Here is a 17,408-nt window from a genome sequence, read left to right as displayed (position 1 = left end):
AGCGCCGCGGTCGCCACCGCGGTGAGCGAGCCGGCCGAGGCGCCGGCCGCGCCGCGCCGCCGGACCCGGGGCGCCACCAAGGCCGCCGCCGCGACCGCGCCGGCAGCGGTGACGGAGCCCGTGACCGAGGCGGCTGCCGAGACGGAGGCCGCTCCGGTCAAGCCGAAGCGCACCCGCAAGACGGCCGCCGCCAAGGCCGCCGAGGCCGCGGTGGACACCGCCGAGGCCGTCGTCGAGGCGCCGGCCAAGCCCAAGCGGACGCGGAAGACCGCCGCCGCGAAGGCCGCCGAGGCCGCGGTGGAGGCACCCGCCGCCGAGGACGCCCCGGCCAAGCCGAAGCGCACCCGCAAGGCCGCCGCCGCCAAGCCGGTCGCGGAGGCGACCGAGTCCGCGGAGGCCGCCGAGGCCAAGCCGGTGCGCCGCCGCACCCGGGCCAAGGCCGCCGTCGCCGAGGCGCCGGCCGAGAGCTGACGCCCGGCCGGCCGACCGCCGGCACGCATCCCGGACGACCCGGTCCCGCTTCCCGCGGGGCCGGGTCGTCCGTCGTCCTGGCCCGGTCGACCGCCCCGCCCGGATAATCTCGGCCCATGAGCAGGCCGCCCTTCCTCACGCTGCCCCCGTGCGCCCGCGCGTACCGACTCGACACCGCGCGCGGCCCGTTCGCCGTGCACGACGCCCGGCCCGATGCCGCGCCGATCGGGACGGCGCTGCTGGTGCCCGGGTTCACCGGCAGCAAGGAGGACTTCCTCGCGCTGCTGGCGCCGCTGGCCGCGGCCGGGTTCCGGGCGGTGGCGGTGGACGGCCGCGGGCAGCACGAGTCCCCCGGCCCGCGCGAGGAACAGGCCTATGCGCAAAGGGAGTTGGCCCTCGACGTGCTGGCCCAGACGCGGGCCCTGCGGGAGCCGGACAGCGGGCCGGTGCATCTGCTGGGGCACTCGCTGGGCGGGCTGGTGACCCGGGCCACGGTGCTGCTGGACGCGGCCCCGTTCCGTTCGCTCACCGTCCTCAGCTCCGGGCCCGCCGCCATCGCGGAGCCCCAGCAGGCCCGGGTGCGGATGCTGATCGACGCGCTCGGCGGGCTCGACATGGAGAGCGTCTGGCGGGCGATGCGCGCGCTGGACCCGCCGGAGGCGGCGGACGCGGCGACGCCCCCGGAGCTCGCCGCGTTCCTGCACCGCCGCTGGCTGAACACCGTCCCCGAGCAGTTGATCGCGACCGGCCGTCAGATGCTGGCGGAGCCCGACCGGGTGGCGGAGCTGGCGGGTACGGGGCTGGCCACCCATGTCGTCTCCGGCGCCGTCGACTACGCCTGGCCGGTGCCGTCGATGGACGAGATGGCCGAGCGGCTCGGCGCCCGGCGCACCGTCGTCGAGGGCGCCGAGCACTCCCCCAACGCCGAGCGGCCGCAGAAGACGGCCGAGGCACTCGCCGGGTTCTGGAGCGGGGTGGGCTGAGCGGGCCGCGGGGCCGGGCGGACCGCGTCACCAGGACAGCACCGGGCGGTTCGGCGAGCATCGAAGGGGACGGCCGGGCACCGGCGCCCGGCCGCCACCGGCTGCACAGGAAGGGCCCGACCATGAGCGAGAACCCGGCGACTCCCCCGGCCGACGACGGGGGCGGCCCCCACGGCATCGCCCTCAACCGGACCTTCGACGCCCGCCGCGAGCTGGTCTTCGAGGCCTGGACGAGGCCCGAGCACTTCGCGTACTGGTTCGGCGGGGACCTGGAGGTCCCGGTCGACCGGGTGACGATGGACGCCCGGCCGGGCGGCGTGTGGGGCCTGGTGATGCGCACCCCGGACGGCGGTGAGCTGCCGTTCTCCGGCGTCTACCGCGAGGTGGCCGCCCCGGAGCGGCTGGAGTTCACGGTCCGCGACTCGGCCGCGCCGGACGGCGCCGAGGGCGAGATCGTCCGGGTCACCCTCACCGACCTCCAGGGCCGTACGGAGATGGCGTTCCGGCAGCTCGGCGGGCATCTCACCGCCGAGCAGTACCGGCAGGCGGAGGCGGGCTGGGCGGGCTTCTTCGACCGCCTGCGGGAGCTGCTCGCCCGGGCCTGACCCGGCGGGCCGGCCGGGACGGGCGCCGGCGGGCGCCCCCGGACGGGCCGCGCGCTCAGCACTGCGCCTGGACGTGCTCCCAGAACCCGTCGCGCAGCACCCGCCGCAGATCGGCGTGGCCGCGCAGGGAGTGCCGCAGCAGGGCCTCCGCGGTGGTCAGCAGCTCCTGGTCGACCGCCCCGGGCAGATACGGATGGCCGGGCAGCAGCTCGGCGAGCCAGCCCCGGCCGCGCTCGGCCAGCCACTGCGCGGCGACCTGCGCGCCCACGAAGCGGACCTCCTCGCGCTGCGGCGCGGGCCCCTCGCCCACCGCCGTCTCGCCGTACTCTGCCCCGACCCGGCGGGTGACGTACGGCTTGCAGAACTCCAGGTCGAAGGTGCGGGCACTGTCGACCTCCCACAGCAGCGGTTCGGCCTGGTTGCGGCCGCCGGCGGCCTCGATGCCCCACAGATGCACCCGCGCGCCGTAGCCCTGCGCCGCCTCCACCGCGGAGACCAGGTCCTCGTCGCCGCCGATGAGCACCGCGTCGGTGATCGCGCGGTGCCGGGCCAGCGACTCCAGGTCGGAGCGGATCAGCGAGTCGACGCCCTTCTGCTGGTTGTTGGCGTTGAGGTTGCCGAGCCGGACCTTCACGTCGGGCAGCTCGGCGATCCGCTGCTGCTCCTGGGTGTGGATGCGGCGGCGGGCGCCGTCGTACCAGTAGACGCGCAGCAGCCGGCTGTCCGGGAAGATCATCCGGGCCTTGTCGATGAAGGCCTCGATCAGGCCCTCGGCGTCCAGGTCGAAGGCCTTGCGGTCCTCCGTGCCGGCGACCAGGCGCCCCGCCGCGGCGTAGACATAGCCCGCGTCCACGAAGGCCGCGTGGGTGGAGGGGGTGGTGGCGACCTCGGCGAGCACCCGGGTGAGCAGCTCGTTGGTGCGCTCGATCCCGGCGGCGAGCGTGGTGAGGTCGAGGGGGCCCGTGGGCCGGACGTCGTTCATACGGGACCCATTGTCCGGGCGGTCACTCTGCGGGCACAACCGCGTCCCCCGGTGGCCGTATTTAGACGGTCGAAAGTTTTCCTTAGCGTAGGGAATGATTGCACTGGGCAGGTCGTTATACGTATCGGGAGCGCACGGCAGTGACGCCGCGCGGCTCCCGTACTCAGGAGTTCTCCACAGGAGGATCAGACGAAGGGAGAAGCACTGTGCGCTTCGAGATCATGCGCCTGGACGATGCCGACGGCTCCGCCGTGGACAGCACCGTCGTGGACGCCGCCTCCGTCAACCGGATAGTGCAGCAGGCCGCCGCCACCGGCCAGCGCATCTACATCCGCCCGGCCGACACCGCCGCCCGCTGATACCTGCCCCGCCGCCCGACGCGGCGGATCCGCCGGCCGTGGCCCGATCGGCCGCGCGCGGACAGCGCAGTGCCCCCGTACGCAACGGTGTGTACGGGGGCACTGTGCTGTCCGGCCCGTGCGGGGCGGCCCGTGCGGCGGGGCGTCAGGCCGACTGGATCACCTGGAGCACGCCGTTGATGATCTGCTGCACGGCGAGCGCGGAGAGCATCATGCCCGCCAGCCGCGTCACCAGGACCACGCCGCCGTCCTTGATCACCCTGATGATCACCAACGAGAACCGCATCACCAGGTAGAGCACCACGTGGATGGCCGCGATCGCCGTCCACACGGCGAGCTGGGCGGCGGCGCCGTGCGCGTGCTGCACGGCCAGGATCACCGACACGATCGCACCGGGCCCGGCCAGCAGCGGCATGCCCAGCGGCACCAGCGCCACATTGACGTCCTTGGTCTGGGTCGGCTCCTCCGACTTCCCGGTCAGCAGATCCAGCGCGACCAGCAGGAGCAGCAGCCCGCCCGCGATCATCAGCGCGGGCGTCGAGATGTGCAGCCGGCCCAGGATCTGGCGGCCGAAGAGACCGAAGACGGCGATGACGCAGAAGGCGACGGCGGCCGCCTGCCAGGCCATCCGGCGCTGCACCTTGGCCGGGCGGCCGGAGGTCAGGGCCAGGAAGATCGGCGTGATCCCTGGCGGGTCCATGATCACGAAGAGGGTGACGAACAGGGTACTGAAGACGGCGACGTCGAACACGGTGAAGGCCTTGCGAGAGGTGGTACGGGACGAGCGCTCACGGGCAGGGCGCGGCGCCCGGATCCGTGAAGGAGCACTGAAAAAGGAGAAGGGAGATGAAGGGAGAAGGGGAGGGAGAGCGGCCGGTGCGCACGGTGCGCTGCCGGGCCGGTGCGGACGGGGCGCGCGGCGCGCCGCCGGGTGGTCCGCGGTGGGCTCAGCCGCCGGTGCCGGGGACGGGGAAGGCGCCGGTCGCGCGGCGCACGATCTCGCCGTAGATCTCCGGGTCGGTGGTGTACTCGCCGAGCCGGCAGGTCTTCCGGCTGCCGTGGTAGTCGCTGGAGCCGGTGGCCAGCAGGCCGAGGTCGGCGGCCATGGCGTGCAGCCGCGCGCGGGTCGGCGCGTCGTGGTCCATGTGGTCGGCCTCGATGCCGTCGAGTCCGGACGCGGCGAGTTCGGCCAGCACGCTCTCCGGTACGCAGCTGCCGCGCTTGACGGCCAGCGGGTGCGCGAAGACGGTGACCCCGCCCGCGGCCTTGACCAGCCGGACCGCCTCGAACGGGTCGAGTTCGTGCTTGTCCACGTAGGCCCGGCCGTCGTTGGCGAGCCACTCGGAGGTGAAGGCGTCGGAGACGGTGGGGACCACGCCCAGGTCGACAAGGGCGGTGGCGATGTGCGGCCGGCCCACGGCGCCGTCGCCGGCGATCCGGGCGACCTGCTCCCAGGTGACCGGCACCCCGAGGTCGCGCAGCTTGGCGACCATGCCCTGGGCCCGCGGCACCCGGTCGTCGCGCACCAGCTCCCGCTCCCGGGCGAGTTCCGGCTCGTCGGGGTCGAAGAGGTAGGCGAGGAGGTGCAGGCTCACGCCGTCGATCCGGCAGGAGAGTTCGGCGCCGGTGACCAGCGTCAGCCCCTCGGGCAGCGCGGCCCGTGCCTCGGCGTGCCCGCCGACGGTGTCGTGGTCGGTCAGCGCGACGACGTCCAGCCCGCCGGCCGCGGCGTTGCGCACCAGCTCGGCCGGGGTGTCCGTGCCGTCGGACGCCGTGGAGTGGGTGTGCAGATCGATGCGCACGACGGACTCCGGACTGCTGCGGGACGGACACGGGACGGGGCCCGGGGGACATCGGGCACGGGTACACCGTAAGGGGACTCCTGAAGGATACCGGGCGGCCGCGGCGGCCCCGACGGTCGCCGCCGCCGGGCGCGACGGCCGTCCGTCAGCCCAGGATCCGCGGGGAGAGCGCCCCGCACGGCAGCAGGTCCACCTCGGCGCCGGCCTCGCGCAGATCCGTCAGCACCAGTTCGTCGTACATCAGCAGCCCCGACTGCTCGGGCCAGGCGATCGCCCAGAGCCACAGCCCGCGCGCCTCGCCCGCGAAGACCGCGCGGTCCGGGGGCGCGTGGTCGACGTGCCACAGCGGGGTGGGGCGGCCGGCGGCGAGCACCTTGCCGTGCGGGGCGGTGTCCACGCACATCTGGGGGCCGGGGTCGGGGCCGTCGATCCCGGCGTAGCGCGCGCCGAGTCCGACGCCCAGCTCCTCGGCGATCAGCAGGAGTTCACCGGGGCCGCCGAGCGGGCCGGGGCCCGAGCAGGCCACCGCGGTGGCGCGGCCGCCGCTGCGCTCGTCACCGGCGCAGGCCACGCCGGTGAACAGCCAGCCGACCGGCAGCGGCCAGGGCATCCAGACGGGCACCTGCGCGCGGTGCACGACGACGCCGAGCGCCTCGACGCTCGGCGGGACGACCGGCTGGAGCGGGTGCACGGCCCCGTGCTTCTCGCACTGCCAGGTGTCGGAGAAGAGACCGGGCGCCCGCACCCGGCCTCCGCACTTCGGGCAACTGGGTTCGCCCCTCATAGGGGTCCACGGTCCTCCAGCCCCGCCGCCGCGTCAAGGACGATCACCCCGCCGGTGTGCCCCGAATCACCTGCCGCGCCGCGCATTTGACCGTTCGCTCCGGCGCACCCCGGCCCACCCGATGGGTAGTTGCCTCTTGCACCATTTAGCGCGCCTAACTTATTGTGTGTAAACGTCAACGATCTCGGGCGGGCGGCCGCACGCGCCCCCGGACCCGGACCACGCACCCGGCGACGCACCGGCACCCGGCCGGCGGCGACCGGCGACCGAGACGGCATCACGGCAGAAAGGGGACCGCAGCATGCGCGGCACGAAGAGCGGCGGCCACCGCGGCACGGACCGGTCCGGGCGGGGCGGCGCCTCGCTCCTGCGCCAGCCGAAGGCCGTCTGGGCCACGGCGGGCGCCTCGGTCGTGGCCTTCATGGGCATCGGCCTCGTCGACCCGATCCTCCCCTCGATCGCCCGGGGCCTGCACGCCACCCGCAGCCAGGTCTCGCTGCTCTTCACCTCCTACTTCCTGATCACCGCCTTCGCGATGCTGCTCACCGGCTTCGTCTCCAGCCGGATCGGCGGCCGCCGCACGCTGCTGGCCGGCCTGGCGCTGGTGGTGGTCTTCGCGGCGCTCTCCGGGATGTCGGGGTCGGTCGGCGCACTCGTCGGCTTCCGGGCGGGCTGGGGCCTGGGCAACGCCCTGTTCGTCTCCACCGCGCTCGCGGTCATCGTGGGCGCCGCGCATCCCACGGGGGCCGCACGCGGCGACGCGGCCCCGGACGGCGGACCGGCGACGGGCGGCAACGCGGCGGCGATCCTGCTGTACGAGTCGGCGCTGGGGCTCGGCATGGCCTGCGGGCCGCTGCTCGGCGCCGTACTGGGCGACATGAAGTGGCGTTACCCGTTCTTCGGCACCGCCGTGCTGATGGCCGTCGGCTTCCTCGCCATCACGGTCTTCCTCCAGGAGCAGCCGGCACCGGACCGCAAGACCTCGCTGCTCGACCCGGTCCGGGCGCTGGGCCACGGCGGACTGGCCGCGACCGCCGTCGCCGCCTTCTTCTACAACTACGCGTTCTTCACGGTGCTGGCCTTCACCCCGTTCGTGCTGAACATGTCGCCGTACGCCTCCGGTGGCGTCTTCTTCGCCTGGGGCGTGCTGCTGGCGGTGTTCTCGGTGCTCGTGGCGCCCCGGCTCCAGCACCGCCTCGGCTCGCTGACGGTGCTGGGCGGCTCGCTGCTGCTGCTCGCCGCCGACCTGCTGGCGCTGGGCTACGGCGACCACACCACCGCCGTCGTCTGCACGGTGCTCTCCGGGGCCTTCATCGGCGTGAACAACACCGTCTTCACGGAGCTGGCGCTGGGCGTCTCGCCGGCACCGCGTCCGGTGGCGAGCGCCGGCTACAACTTCGTGCGGTGGTTCGCGGCGGCCGCCGCGCCGTTCCTCGCGCCCAGGATCGAGGAATGGACCGATGTCCACGTCCCGTTCGTGCTCGCGGCCGCCGCCGCGGTGGCCGGCGCGCTCACCGTCGCCCTCCGCCGGCGGGTACTGACCACCACCGGCGCGCGGGAGCCGGAGACCCGGCACGCCACGGAGGACGGCGTCACCGCCCTCACCGGCTGAACGGACCGGACCCCGCACACCGCGCCCGGCACACGAACTGACGCCCCGTCCGCCCCGGCGAGGGGTGGACGGGGCGTCATCGGCACGCGGGTCAGTCGAGGGCCACACCCGCCCGCTGCGGGTCCCGCAGGTCCGTGCCGTGCTCCAGCCAGCGCTTCTCCAGGGCCTCGGCGCCGTGCACCCGCTTCCAGGCGGCCTCGTTGGGCGTCATCGGCAGCAGCGGCAGAAAGCGGACCGGCTCCCGCGGTTCGTCCAGCGCGAGGTCCTCGACGAGCCCGCCGGAGGACGCGACCAGCACGGAGGTGAAGGCCGCCCCCGGCCACAGCGGCTCCCCCACGTCGAGCGAGGCCCCGGGCGCCACGACGACCCCTTCCACCTGCGGAGAGGCGGCGAGCACGGCGAGCGGCCGGAGCACCTTGTCGGTCTCCGCGCGGCCGGCGCGCACCGACAGCAGGAGTTCGGCGCGCGGTCCGCGCAGCGGGTCGGCCAGGACGGCCGTCGGGTCGGCCATCGGCTGTGCGGACATCCCCAGCGTGGCGTAACGCACGACCCCGCTGTCCGCGAAGCGGAGGACCTCGATACGGTCGGTCCCGAGAAACGTGACGGCGGCGCGTGCGTCCGGCTCGCCCAGAGTCGTGCGCAACCGGGCTTCGACCAGCTCAAGAACGTCAGACATGCCGTGAGCATAGGCCGCTCGCCCGGACGGCCTGCGCCCGTCCACGAGGTGCTCCGCGGCGCTCCCGTTCTTCGTATGGAACAGGCAAAGCGGCGCGGCAGGGCAGCAGGCGGCTGATAGCCTTGCCGTCTGGTCAGGGAATGACGTCGTCCCCCAACGGGGACCGGCCGGAGGAGGTGGGGCTGCGGTGGATCCGAGTCGACCGTGCAGTACCGATAGTTCTCCTGTCATCCCCCTCGCGCAGCGAATCTCCTGATCCGAGAGCTTCCGTACCCCGCCGTCCAGCGGCGAAACCAGGGAAGCACCTTTGCGCCGGAAGTAGATGGCGGAAGAGCGCCTTCGACTCTTTGTTCCGTGTTTTCTGCGAACTGCCGTCAGTACCCCCGCACGGAGCGCCGCCCGCTTTGCGGACGTACGGCCGATGACGCCTCGTACGTCCACGTTCCGGGCAGCGTTGCGCCCCGCGCCCGCAGCTGACGGCCGGCCCGTGAAGGAGCCTGCCATGTCGATGATCCGTGACCTGCGTGCCGCCGTCCGCCCCGCCCGGCGCCGCGACGACTCCCCGTACCCGTACGACGCGACCGTGAAGGGCTGCGCCAACAGCGCCATCGTGGACTGCGGCGTGTACCGCGAGGGCCGCCGGGTCAGTGACCACGTCTCCCCCGCCGAGGCGATGGCCTCGGTGCGGTCCGAGGGCGGCTTCGCCTGGATCGGGCTGCACGAGCCCACCGAGGCCGAATTCGCCGGTATCGCCCAGGAGTTCGGGCTGCACCCGCTCGCCGTCGAGGACGCCGTGCACGCCCACCAGCGGCCCAAGCTGGAGCGGTACGACGAGACCCTGTTCACGGTCTTCAAGACGGTCCACTACGTCGAGCACACCGAGCTGACCGCGACCAGCGAGGTCGTGGAGACCGGCGAGGTGATGTGCTTCACCGGGCGGGACTTCATCGTGACCGTGCGGCACGGCGGCCAGGGCTCGCTGCGCGCGCTGCGCCACCGGCTCCAGGACGACCCGGAGCTGCTCGCCAAAGGCCCGTCCGCGGTGCTGCACGCCATCGCCGACCAGGTCGTGGACGGCTACATGGCGGTGGCCGGCGCGGTGCAGGACGACATCGACGAGGTGGAGATCGACGTCTTCAGCTCGGGCACCGGCAAGGGCGCCGCCAAGGGCTCCCCCAAGGGCGGCGACGCCGGGCGGATCTACCAACTCAAGCGCGAGGTGCTGGAGTTCAAGCGCGCGGTGTCACCGCTGCTGCGGCCGATGCAGCTGCTGAGCGAGCGCCCGATGCGGCTGGTGGACTCCGACATCCAGAAGTACTTCCGGGACGTCGCCGACCACCTGGCGCGGGTCAACGAGCAGGTGCTGTCCTTCGACGACCTGCTCAACTCCATCCTCCAGGCCAACCTCGCGCAGGCGGCCGTCGCGCAGAACGAGGACATGCGCAAGATCACGGCATGGGCGGCGATCTTCGCCGTCCCGACGATGATCGCCGGGGTCTACGGGATGAACTTCGACTACATGCCCGAGCTGCACTGGAAGTTCGGCTACCCGGCCGTGCTGCTGGTGACGGTGGCGATCTGCTTCGGCATCCGCCGCGGGTTCAAGCGCAACGGGTGGCTGTGACCCGTCGTCCCGGCCTGCGGGCGGCCCCGGGGCGCTCGGGACGGGGCCATTAGGCTGGTCCGCATGACGGAGACCGTGTCGCAGGCCCTGCAGGATCGGGCGCTCATCGAAGAGGCCACGAAGAAGTCCGGCCTCATCTGGGTGCGGGGAAGCGCGGGCCCGGCCCGGGCGCTGTGGCACCTGTGGATCGACGGCGCCGCCTGCCTCGTCGGGGACGGGCCCGGCGAGCAGCCGCTGGCCGGCCTCGGGCTCACCGACGGCGGCACGGCGACGGTGACCGTCCGCAGCAAGGAGAAGGGCGGCCGGCTGGTCGCCTGGCAGGCCCGGGTGGTCGAGGCGGCGCCGGAGAGCGAGGCCTGGCGGGCCGCGGTCGACGAGCTGAAGGGCAAGCGGCTCAACGCGCCGGACGCGGACACCCTCACCGAGCGCTGGGCCCGTGAGTGCCGGGTGCTGCGCCTGGAGCCGACCGGGGAAGCCGGGCAGCGCCCCGGCCTGATGCCCGAGGAGTCGCACGCGGCGCCGCCGCTGGCCACGTCCGCGATCACCCGGCGGCCCGTCCCGGCCGCGCTGCCCAGGCTGCTGCGGCGGGGGCGGAAGGGCTGAGGCCCGCCCCGCCGTTCGGTCAGAGCTTGCTGCCGTAGTCCACGACCTGCCCCTTGGCCGGCGCCCGGAGGTCCACGCGCTTGCCCCAGTCGTCGAGCCGGAGCACGCCCGCCCCGCCGGCGCGCTGCAGCCGCAGCGGGTAGGGCGTGCCCTCCAGCGAGACGTCCAGGGTGCCGCCCGCGCCGGCGCCGGCGGTCAGCCGGACGGTGCGCACCCCGTCGATGTCGCTGCGGTCACCGGCCGTCAGGCCGCCGTGCAGCGCGAGCAGGCCGGTGAGCAGGGCGTCCTTGTCGGTGAAGCCGCTGAAGCGCTTGTAGACCGGGTCCGCGGCGGGCACCTTGACGTACTTGCCGTCGAGCTTGGTCGCCGCCCCGCCCGGGGCGCCCGAGGCACCGCCCTTCTCGCCGGCCCAGAAGGCCGCGTCCGCCTTCAGATAGAGCGCGTCGCCGACCCGCAGCAGCTGGAAGGCGGCCGCCTTCGTGGTCAGCTCGCCCTTGGCGCCGTCCTTCGCCAGGCTCATGTCGAGCTTGTAGGTGCGGCCCTGGCTGACGACGTTGCCGGACAGGTGCACCGTCCCGGCCTGCCGGGCCGCGGCCCGGGCCTTGGACTCGATCTTCGCGGCGGGCAGCTTCCCCACCCCGTTGGTGCCCGCGTCCGGGTCCTCGCCACCGCAGCCCGTCAGCGCCGCGGCCAGTGCCGCACAGAGGGCCGCGACCAGCGCCGACCGGCCCGTACGACGGGATCCGGAAGGGGATCGGGGGCCGGCGCCCGGGGGGATTGCGCTCACGTGGGCTGTGCCTCCTGATGCGGGTGACCTCGACAGCAGTACGGCAGCGTACCTGGCATGCGCCGGCGCGTCGGCGGGGTGCGTGGCGGTCACCCTACGGCCTCCTCCACCGGGGCGGCCGCGACCCGGGCGCGTTAGCCTGAACCCGCATTCATGCCGTGTTTCCGGACCGAACGGGAGAAAGGGCGGCGCTCTGCATGGCAGTGGTGACTCCCCGGGTCTTCGTCTCCCATCTCGCCGGCACCCCCGTCTTCGACCCCAATGGCGACCAGGTCGGGCGGCTGCGGGATCTCGTCGCGCTGCTCCGGGTCGGCGACCGCCCGCCGCGGCTGCTCGGGGTGGTGGTCGAGGTGATCAGCCGGCGCCGGATCTTCGTTCCCATGACCCGGGTGGGCGGCGTGGACACCGGCCAGATCGTGATCACCGGCGTGGTCAACATGCGGCGCTTCGAGCAGCGGACGTCCGAGACGCTGGTGCTGGGCGAACTGCTCGACCGGCGGGTGCAGCTGGTGGAGACCGGCGAGGAGGTCACCGTCCTGGACATCGGCATCACCCAGCTGCCCGCACGCCGCGACTGGGAGATCGAGAAGGTCTTCGTCCGCAAGGGCAGGGGCGCGGGGCTGCGCCAGAAGATCCTGGGGCGCGGGGCGGCGCCCGGGAAGGGCGGCGGCCGGGGCGAGGCGCTGACCGTGGAGTGGTCGGCGGTGACCGGCTTCTCGCTGGAGGAGCACGGGCAGGGCGCGGAGAGCCTGCTGGCCACCTTCGAGCAGCTGCGCCCGGCCGATCTCGCGGGCGTGCTGCACCACCTCTCCCCCAAGCGGCGGGCCGAGGTCGCCGCGGCGCTCGACGACGACCGGCTCGCCGACGTCCTGGAGGAGCTGCCGGAGGACGACCAGGTCGAGATCCTCGGCAAGCTGAAGGACGAGCGGGCCGCCGACGTCCTGGAGGCGATGGACCCCGACGACGCCGCCGATCTGCTCTCCGAGCTGCCCGAGGAGGAGAAGGAGCGGCTGCTGGCGCTGATGCGGCCGGAGGAGGCCGCGGACGTGCGGCGGCTGATGGCGTACGAGGAGCGGACCGCGGGCGGCCTGATGACCACCGAGCCGATCGTGCTGCGCCCGGACGCGACCGTCGCGGACGCGCTGGCCCGGGTGCGCGACCCTGACCTGTCCCCCGCGCTGGCCGCCCAGGTCTACGTCTGCCGGCCGCCGGACGAGACCCCCACCGGCAAGTACCTGGGCCTGGTGCACTTCCAACGGCTGCTGCGCGACCCGCCGTTCACCCTCGTCAGCTCGATCGCCGACACCGATCTGCCGGCGCTCCCGCCGGACACCCCGCTGCCGGAGGTGACCAGCTACCTGGCCGCGTACAACATGGTCGCCGCGCCCGTCGTCGACGAGAGCGGGGCGCTGCTGGGCGCGGTCACCGTCGATGACGTGCTGGATCATCTGCTGCCGGACGACTGGCGCGAGGACGGGCTGCACGGCCACCCGGCGGCCGGTCCGATCGGCGGCGTGCGGCCGGGGAGGGGCGCGGATGGGCGCTGAGGAGCGGGACACGGGCCGGGACCGGGCGCGGGCGAACGGCGCCTCGGCGCTGCGCCGGGGCGCCCCCGACCGGCCCCGGGTGCGGCTCGACCAGCCGCGCGCGCCGCGCCGCACGTTCCTGCCGGAGTACGACCCGGAGGCGTTCGGGCGGCTCTCGGAGAAGATCGCCCGCTTCCTGGGCACCGGCCGCTTCATCGTCTGGATGACGGTCACCATCATCCTGTGGGTCATCTGGAACACCACCGTGCCCAGCGCCCTGCGGTTCGACCGCTACCCGTTCATCTTCCTGACGCTGGCGCTGTCGCTGCAGGCCTCGTACGCGGCGCCGCTGATCCTGCTGGCCCAGAACCGCCAGGACGACCGCGACCGGGTCACCCACGAGCAGGACCGCAAGCAGAACGAGCGCTCCATCGCCGACACCGAGTACCTGACCCGGGAGATCGCGGCGCTGCGGCTGGGCCTGGGCGAGGTCGCCACCCGCGACTGGATCCGCTCCGAGCTGGAGGACCTGCAACGGGATCTGGAGCTGCGGCAACCGGCCGACGCGCAGAGTGACGAACGCGACCGCTGACGGGCTTTCCGGAGGCACCCTCACGCGCCGTACCATCGGGACATGGCTACCGACACCCCACCGGACTCCGTCCGGGTGGTACCCCCCGCAGACGCCGCGCCGAGCGAGGATGCGATCCGCGACGCGCTCGCGACGGTGAACGACCCCGAGATCCACCGCCCCATCACCGAGCTGGGGATGGTCAAATCGGTGGACATCGCGGCGGACGGCGCGGTGGCGGTCGTGGTCTACCTCACCGTCTCCGGCTGCCCGATGCGCGAGACGATCACCAGCAATGTGCGCGAGGCCGTCGAGCGGGTCGAGGGCGTCACCTCCGTCGCCGTCGAGCTGGACGTGATGAGCGACGAGCAGCGCAAGGAGCTGGCGGCGTCGCTGCGCGGCGGCACCGCCGAGCGCGAGGTGCCGTTCGCCCAGCCCGGTTCGCTGACCCGGGTCTACGCGGTCGCCTCCGGCAAGGGCGGCGTCGGCAAGTCGTCGGTGACGGTCAACCTCGCCGCGGCGATGGCGGCCGACGGCCTGAAGGTCGGTGTCGTGGACGCCGACATCTACGGCCACTCGGTGCCCCGGATGCTCGGCGCCGACGGCAAGCCCACCCAGGTCGAGAACATGATCATGCCGCCGTCGGCGCACGGCGTGAAGGTCATCTCGATCGGCATGTTCACCCCGGGCAACGCCCCCGTCGTCTGGCGCGGCCCGATGCTGCACCGCGCCCTCCAGCAGTTCCTCGCCGACGTCTACTGGGGCGATCTCGACGTCCTGCTCCTGGACCTGCCCCCGGGCACCGGCGACATCGCCATCTCGGTCGCGCAGCTGGTGCCGAACGCCGAGATCCTGGTGGTCACCACCCCGCAGCAGGCCGCCGCCGAGGTCGCCGAGCGGGCCGGCTCGATCGCCGTGCAGACCCACCAGAAGATCGTCGGCGTGGTCGAGAACATGTCCGGGCTGCCCTGCCCGCACTGCGACGAGATGGTCGACGTCTTCGGCACCGGCGGCGGCGAGCGGGTCGCCGAGGGGCTGACCAGGACGACCGGCGCGCAGGTGCCGGTGCTCGGCGCCATCCCGATCGACGTCCGGCTGCGCGAGGGCGGCGACGAGGGCAAGCCGGTCGTGCTGAGCGACCCCGACTCCCCCGCGGGCGCGGCGATCCGGGCGATCGCCGGGAAGCTGGGCGACCGGCAGCGCGGCCTGTCCGGCATGTCGCTGGGGATCACCCCGCGCAACAAGTTCTGATGCGCCGCGAGCCGCCGCGGGACGGGTGACCGGGCCCGCGGCGGCTCGCGAGGACGGCGAAGGGGCGGGCCCGTACGGGTCCGCCCCTTCGCGCGTGCCTGCCGCTCAGCCCTCGTACGTGGTGAGGTCCTTGATCACCGAGAATCCCAGCCCGTAGGCGCTCATCCCGCGCCCGTAGGCGCCGATGTGCACCCCCTCGGGGCCCTCGCTCGCCGAACCCGCCAGCACCCAGCCGTACTCCGACTCGCGGTAGGCGAACGAGGTGGGCACGCCGTCCACCGGCAGCATCAGCTCGCTCCAGTTCCCGCCGCCGAGGTCGTCGGCCAGCTCCCAGGCGAGCATCGTCTGCTGGTCCAGCCAGTCCTGGCGCAGCGTCCGGTCCATCTGGGTCGGCCAGGTCTGGGCGAGCAGCCCCGACCCGGCGAGCCAGGCGGCCGTGGAGACCGAGGTGGCCTCCAGGACGCCGGTGCCGTCACCGCTGCGCCGCACCGGGCGGCTGGCGACCGTCACCACCACCGCGAACCGCTCGTCCTGCGGCGGCTCCACCTTGATGGTGGGCTCCTCGCCGTGCCCCGTGGCGCCGTGCTCGACGGTGCCGTCGGCGGCCGCCCCGACCCTCATCAGCCACCGCGGACCGGTGAACGCCTCGTCGAGGCCGTACCACGGGAATGCGGCCAGCAGATATCCGTCGACCTTACGGCCGGCTTCGGCGGCCGCCTCGTCTGTCGCTGACGGACTCGTCGTCTCCATCTGCGCGGAGCCTCCTTGTTGCCCTGCGTCGTGGGCGGCCCGCCCCCCTCATCAGGCGACCGAACCCCGGACACCCGGAGCATAGCCATAGGCGTCAACACAGCCGGTCATATCATGTGGTCAGGTGGCGTCCGCGTCGAACGGCGGACGCTCGCCGCTCTCCGGGCTCTGCGGCTTCTTTCCCAGGTCAGGGCCGCCGGCGGAGGCTGCCGGGGACCCCTTGGAGAGGCTGGGACCTGCGCCGTTCGAGGGCGTGGCGGACGACGCGCCGTCATGGCCGTTGACGGCGTCGGTGACCTCGGCCATCTCCTTCTTCAGGTCGAAGCCGTTGCGGATCTCCTGGAGGTCCTTGAGGCCGTACTCGTCCTTCTCCAGCACGTGCTTGCGCACGAAGTTCTTGGGCTTGAGGTCCTCGAACTCGAAGTCCTTGAAGTCCGGGCCCAGCTCGCTGCGGATGTCTTCCTTGGCGCTGTCGGAGAACGCCCGCACCTTGCGGATGAAGCTCATGACGTCCTGGATGACCTTGGGGAGCTTGTCCGGACCGAAGATGAGCACGGCAAGGATCACGAGCGCGACCAGCTCGAGGGGTCCTATGTCGAAGAACACCGTGCAGCTCCTTGGGTTATCCGCGGCCTTCATAGGCCTTTGGGCCAGGCCGCCTCTCACGGTACCTGGCCCCGGACGTCGGACGGGAGTCACCCGTGCCAACACCGTGCAAACGATCAGCCGGTGCTGGAGGAACCCAGACTGAGCCGAACGGACCGCTCCTTGCCGCCCCTTTGGACGGTCAGCGCCAGCGTGTCCCCGGGCCGGTGGCTGCGGATCTTGACGATCAGCTCCTGGCCGCTGTGCACCGGGGCGCCGTCCACCCCGGTGATCACGTCGCCGGCCTTGATCCCGGCCTTGTCGGCGGGGCCGTCCGGGGCGACCGGCCGCTTGCCGTCCTTGCTCTGCGCGCTGACCCGCGCCCCGTCGCCGGCGTACTCCATCTCCAGCGTCACGCCGATCACCGGGTGGGTCGCCCGGCCGGTGTTGATCAGCTCCTCGGCCACCCGCTTGGCCTGGTTGATCGGGATGGCGAAGCCCAGCCCTATGCTGCCGCCCTGGGCGCCGCCCTCCGGGCCGCTGCCGCTGTCCGCCGCGCGGATGGCGCTGTTGATGCCGATCACCCGGGCCCGGGCGTCGACCAGCGGGCCGCCGGAGTTGCCGGGGTTGATGGGGGCGTCGGTCTGCAGCGCGTCCACGTACGACACATCGCTGCCGTCGCCCTTCGCGCCGCCCGCGGTGATCGGGCGCTGCTTGGCGCTGATGATCCCGGAGGTGACGGTGTTGGCCAGGTCGAACGGTGCGCCGATCGCCACGACGGGGTCGCCGACGCGCACCGCGTCGGAGTTCCCGAGGGGCAGCGGCCGCAGCCCCGTGACGCCCTCCACCTGGACCACCGCGAGGTCGTAGCCGCCGTCCCGGCCGACCACGCGGGCCTTGGCCGTCTGGCCGCCGCTGAAGGTCACCGAGATCTCCCCGCCGTCGGCGGCCGGCTCGACGACGTGGTTGTTGGTCAGGATGTGGCCCTGGTGGTCGAGGACGAAGCCGGTGCCGGTGCCCTGTTCGGCACTGCCCCGGACATGGATCGTGACCACCCCGGGCAGCGCGGCCTGCGCGATCCCGGCGACGGAGTCGGGCCTGCGGCCGCCCTCGTCCCCGCCGGCCTGCGACAGCTGGATGTCGTTGATCCCGCCGTAGCGCTCGACGTAGGCGCCGACGCCGCCGCCGACACCGCCCGCCAGCAGCGCGAGCGCCACGGCTCCGGCGACCAGCGGCCCCCGGCGGCGTGGGGGCGGCGGCACGACGGGCCCGGCCTGCAGCGGGGCGCTCCAAGGGTCGTAATGCTGCCAGGCGCCGTGCGGTCCGGCGGGCGGGGCTCCGCCGTGATCGCCGGGCGCGGCGGCGAGCGGCGGCGGACCGGCCTGGCCGTCCGGGGCGGGCTGCGCGGCGGCGGGCGGCGGGGCGGGGTCGTGGGGC

The 17,408-nt window shown here is 73.7% G+C and carries 18 protein-coding genes and 1 pseudogene; 10 read left to right on the top strand and 9 right to left on the bottom strand.

Annotation, left to right across the window (positions count from 1 at the left end; all coding sequences use genetic code 11):
* The 3 genes and pseudogenes from IEY78_RS32835 to IEY78_RS32825 form a co-directional block, all read left to right on the top strand.
* Nucleotides 1–471 (top strand): annotated as a pseudogene (locus tag IEY78_RS32835) (DEAD/DEAH box helicase); the annotation flags it as partial.
* Nucleotides 472–587: 116 nt separating this feature from the next.
* A complete protein-coding gene (locus tag IEY78_RS32830; RefSeq protein WP_189104607.1) occupies nt 588–1,454 on the top strand; it encodes an alpha/beta fold hydrolase in 867 nt (288 codons plus the stop codon).
* A gap of 122 nt (nt 1,455–1,576) precedes the next feature.
* A complete protein-coding gene (locus IEY78_RS32825) occupies nt 1,577–2,059 on the top strand; it encodes an SRPBCC family protein (protein WP_189104605.1) in 483 nt (160 codons plus the stop codon).
* A 55-nt stretch (nt 2,060–2,114) separates the two neighbouring features.
* Here the strand turns inward: IEY78_RS32825 and IEY78_RS32820 are convergent, their stop codons facing one another.
* Complete coding sequence (locus IEY78_RS32820) at nt 2,115–3,041, bottom strand: NYN domain-containing protein (RefSeq protein WP_189104603.1); 927 nt, start codon at nt 3,039–3,041, stop codon at nt 2,115–2,117.
* A 206-nt stretch (nt 3,042–3,247) separates the two neighbouring features.
* Here IEY78_RS32820 and IEY78_RS32815 point away from each other — a divergent pair, with 206 nt between their 5' ends.
* The gene (locus IEY78_RS32815; RefSeq protein ID WP_189104601.1) at nt 3,248–3,400 is read left to right on the top strand and encodes a DUF8834 family protein; all 153 of its coding nucleotides are present in this window, start codon (nt 3,248–3,250) and stop codon (nt 3,398–3,400) included.
* Nucleotides 3,401–3,545: 145 nt separating this feature from the next.
* On the opposite strand, the gene IEY78_RS32810 is transcribed toward IEY78_RS32815, so the two are convergent.
* The 3 genes from IEY78_RS32810 to IEY78_RS32800 all read right to left on the bottom strand — a co-directional run bounded on the left by IEY78_RS32810 (nt 3,546) and on the right by IEY78_RS32800 (nt 5,986).
* Nucleotides 3,546–4,151, bottom strand: coding sequence for a MarC family protein (locus IEY78_RS32810; RefSeq protein WP_189104599.1), 606 nt, complete (start codon nt 4,149–4,151; stop codon nt 3,546–3,548).
* A 196-nt stretch (nt 4,152–4,347) separates the two neighbouring features.
* On the bottom strand, nt 4,348–5,202 hold the full coding sequence (locus IEY78_RS32805; RefSeq protein ID WP_189104598.1) for a PHP domain-containing protein: 855 nt from the start codon (nt 5,200–5,202) through the stop codon (nt 4,348–4,350).
* Between the two features lie 145 nt (nt 5,203–5,347).
* Nucleotides 5,348–5,986, bottom strand: a complete 639-nt coding sequence (locus IEY78_RS32800) for a DUF6758 family protein (RefSeq protein ID WP_189104596.1) — start codon at nt 5,984–5,986, stop codon at nt 5,348–5,350.
* 301 nt (nt 5,987–6,287) lie between these two features.
* On the opposite strand from IEY78_RS32800, the gene IEY78_RS32795 reads away from it, so the two are divergent.
* Nucleotides 6,288–7,598, top strand: a complete 1,311-nt coding sequence (locus IEY78_RS32795; protein ID WP_189104594.1) for an MFS transporter — start codon at nt 6,288–6,290, stop codon at nt 7,596–7,598.
* Nucleotides 7,599–7,689: 91 nt separating this feature from the next.
* On the opposite strand, the gene IEY78_RS32790 is transcribed toward IEY78_RS32795, so the two are convergent.
* Entirely contained in the window at nt 7,690–8,274 is a 585-nt protein-coding gene (locus tag IEY78_RS32790) for a suppressor of fused domain protein (protein WP_189104592.1), read from the bottom strand.
* Between the two features lie 502 nt (nt 8,275–8,776).
* Here IEY78_RS32790 and IEY78_RS32785 point away from each other — a divergent pair.
* Together IEY78_RS32785 and IEY78_RS32780 are read left to right on the top strand one after the other, a co-directional pair.
* Nucleotides 8,777–9,898, top strand: coding sequence for a magnesium and cobalt transport protein CorA (locus IEY78_RS32785; protein WP_189104590.1), 1,122 nt, complete (start codon nt 8,777–8,779; stop codon nt 9,896–9,898).
* 63 nt (nt 9,899–9,961) lie between these two features.
* Nucleotides 9,962–10,501 carry a hypothetical protein gene (locus tag IEY78_RS32780; RefSeq protein ID WP_189104587.1) on the top strand — a complete coding sequence of 180 codons (540 nt, stop codon included), beginning with the start codon at nt 9,962–9,964 and terminating at the stop codon, nt 10,499–10,501.
* 19 nt (nt 10,502–10,520) lie between these two features.
* Here the strand turns inward: IEY78_RS32780 and IEY78_RS32775 are convergent, their stop codons facing one another.
* Nucleotides 10,521–11,288: a hypothetical protein gene (locus tag IEY78_RS32775; protein WP_189104585.1), complete on the bottom strand. Its 768-nt coding sequence runs from the start codon at nt 11,286–11,288 to the stop codon at nt 10,521–10,523.
* 197 nt (nt 11,289–11,485) lie between these two features.
* On the opposite strand from IEY78_RS32775, the gene IEY78_RS32770 reads away from it, so the two are divergent.
* The 3 genes from IEY78_RS32770 to IEY78_RS32760 are packed head-to-tail and all read left to right on the top strand — an operon-like array spanning nt 11,486 to nt 14,636.
* The gene (locus IEY78_RS32770) at nt 11,486–12,835 is read left to right on the top strand and encodes a magnesium transporter MgtE N-terminal domain-containing protein (protein ID WP_189104583.1); all 1,350 of its coding nucleotides are present in this window, start codon (nt 11,486–11,488) and stop codon (nt 12,833–12,835) included.
* Nucleotides 12,825–13,406 (top strand): DUF1003 domain-containing protein, encoded by a 582-nt coding sequence (locus IEY78_RS32765; RefSeq protein WP_189104581.1) that lies wholly within the window; start codon nt 12,825–12,827, stop codon nt 13,404–13,406. Before IEY78_RS32770 ends, IEY78_RS32765 begins: the two co-directional genes overlap by 11 nt.
* 42 nt (nt 13,407–13,448) lie before the next feature.
* Complete coding sequence (locus tag IEY78_RS32760) at nt 13,449–14,636, top strand: Mrp/NBP35 family ATP-binding protein (protein ID WP_189104579.1); 1,188 nt, start codon at nt 13,449–13,451, stop codon at nt 14,634–14,636.
* A 105-nt stretch (nt 14,637–14,741) separates the two neighbouring features.
* Here the strand turns inward: IEY78_RS32760 and IEY78_RS32755 are convergent, their stop codons facing one another.
* The 3 genes from IEY78_RS32755 to IEY78_RS32745 all read right to left on the bottom strand — a co-directional run.
* A complete protein-coding gene (locus IEY78_RS32755) occupies nt 14,742–15,386 on the bottom strand; it encodes a hypothetical protein (protein ID WP_189104577.1) in 645 nt (214 codons plus the stop codon).
* 120 nt (nt 15,387–15,506) lie between these two features.
* On the bottom strand, nt 15,507–15,992 hold the full coding sequence (locus IEY78_RS32750; protein WP_189104576.1) for a sec-independent translocase: 486 nt from the start codon (nt 15,990–15,992) through the stop codon (nt 15,507–15,509).
* 116 nt (nt 15,993–16,108) lie between these two features.
* A partial coding sequence (locus IEY78_RS32745; RefSeq protein WP_189104574.1) for a S1C family serine protease occupies nt 16,109–17,408 on the bottom strand: 1,300 nt, incomplete at its 5' end.

Source organism: Streptomyces kronopolitis, assembly GCF_014646275.1.
Lineage (GTDB): Bacteria > Actinomycetota > Actinomycetes > Streptomycetales > Streptomycetaceae > Streptomyces > Streptomyces kronopolitis.
The sequence above is the reverse complement of the archived record's forward strand: the minus strand, read 5'-3'. Positions and strand labels throughout refer to the sequence as shown.

Bases quoted from the DNA above. Each gene is read 5' to 3' on its own strand.
- IEY78_RS32830 (WP_189104607.1), top strand. From the start codon at position 588: ATGAGCAGGCCGCCCTTCCTCACGCTGCCCCCGTGCGCCCGCGCGTAC.
- IEY78_RS32825 (WP_189104605.1), top strand. From the start codon at position 1,577: ATGAGCGAGAACCCGGCGACTCCCCCGGCCGACGACGGGGGCGGCCCC.
- IEY78_RS32820 (WP_189104603.1), bottom strand. From the start codon at position 3,041: ATGAACGACGTCCGGCCCACGGGCCCCCTCGACCTCACCACGCTCGCC.
- IEY78_RS32800 (WP_189104596.1), bottom strand. From the start codon at position 5,986: ATGAGGGGCGAACCCAGTTGCCCGAAGTGCGGAGGCCGGGTGCGGGCG.
- IEY78_RS32795 (WP_189104594.1), top strand. From the start codon at position 6,288: ATGCGCGGCACGAAGAGCGGCGGCCACCGCGGCACGGACCGGTCCGGG.
- IEY78_RS32790 (WP_189104592.1), bottom strand. From the start codon at position 8,274: ATGTCTGACGTTCTTGAGCTGGTCGAAGCCCGGTTGCGCACGACTCTG.
- IEY78_RS32785 (WP_189104590.1), top strand. From the start codon at position 8,777: ATGTCGATGATCCGTGACCTGCGTGCCGCCGTCCGCCCCGCCCGGCGC.
- IEY78_RS32780 (WP_189104587.1), top strand. From the start codon at position 9,962: ATGACGGAGACCGTGTCGCAGGCCCTGCAGGATCGGGCGCTCATCGAA.
- IEY78_RS32770 (WP_189104583.1), top strand. From the start codon at position 11,486: ATGGCAGTGGTGACTCCCCGGGTCTTCGTCTCCCATCTCGCCGGCACC.
- IEY78_RS32765 (WP_189104581.1), top strand. From the start codon at position 12,825: ATGGGCGCTGAGGAGCGGGACACGGGCCGGGACCGGGCGCGGGCGAAC.
- IEY78_RS32760 (WP_189104579.1), top strand. From the start codon at position 13,449: ATGGCTACCGACACCCCACCGGACTCCGTCCGGGTGGTACCCCCCGCA.
- IEY78_RS32755 (WP_189104577.1), bottom strand. From the start codon at position 15,386: ATGGAGACGACGAGTCCGTCAGCGACAGACGAGGCGGCCGCCGAAGCC.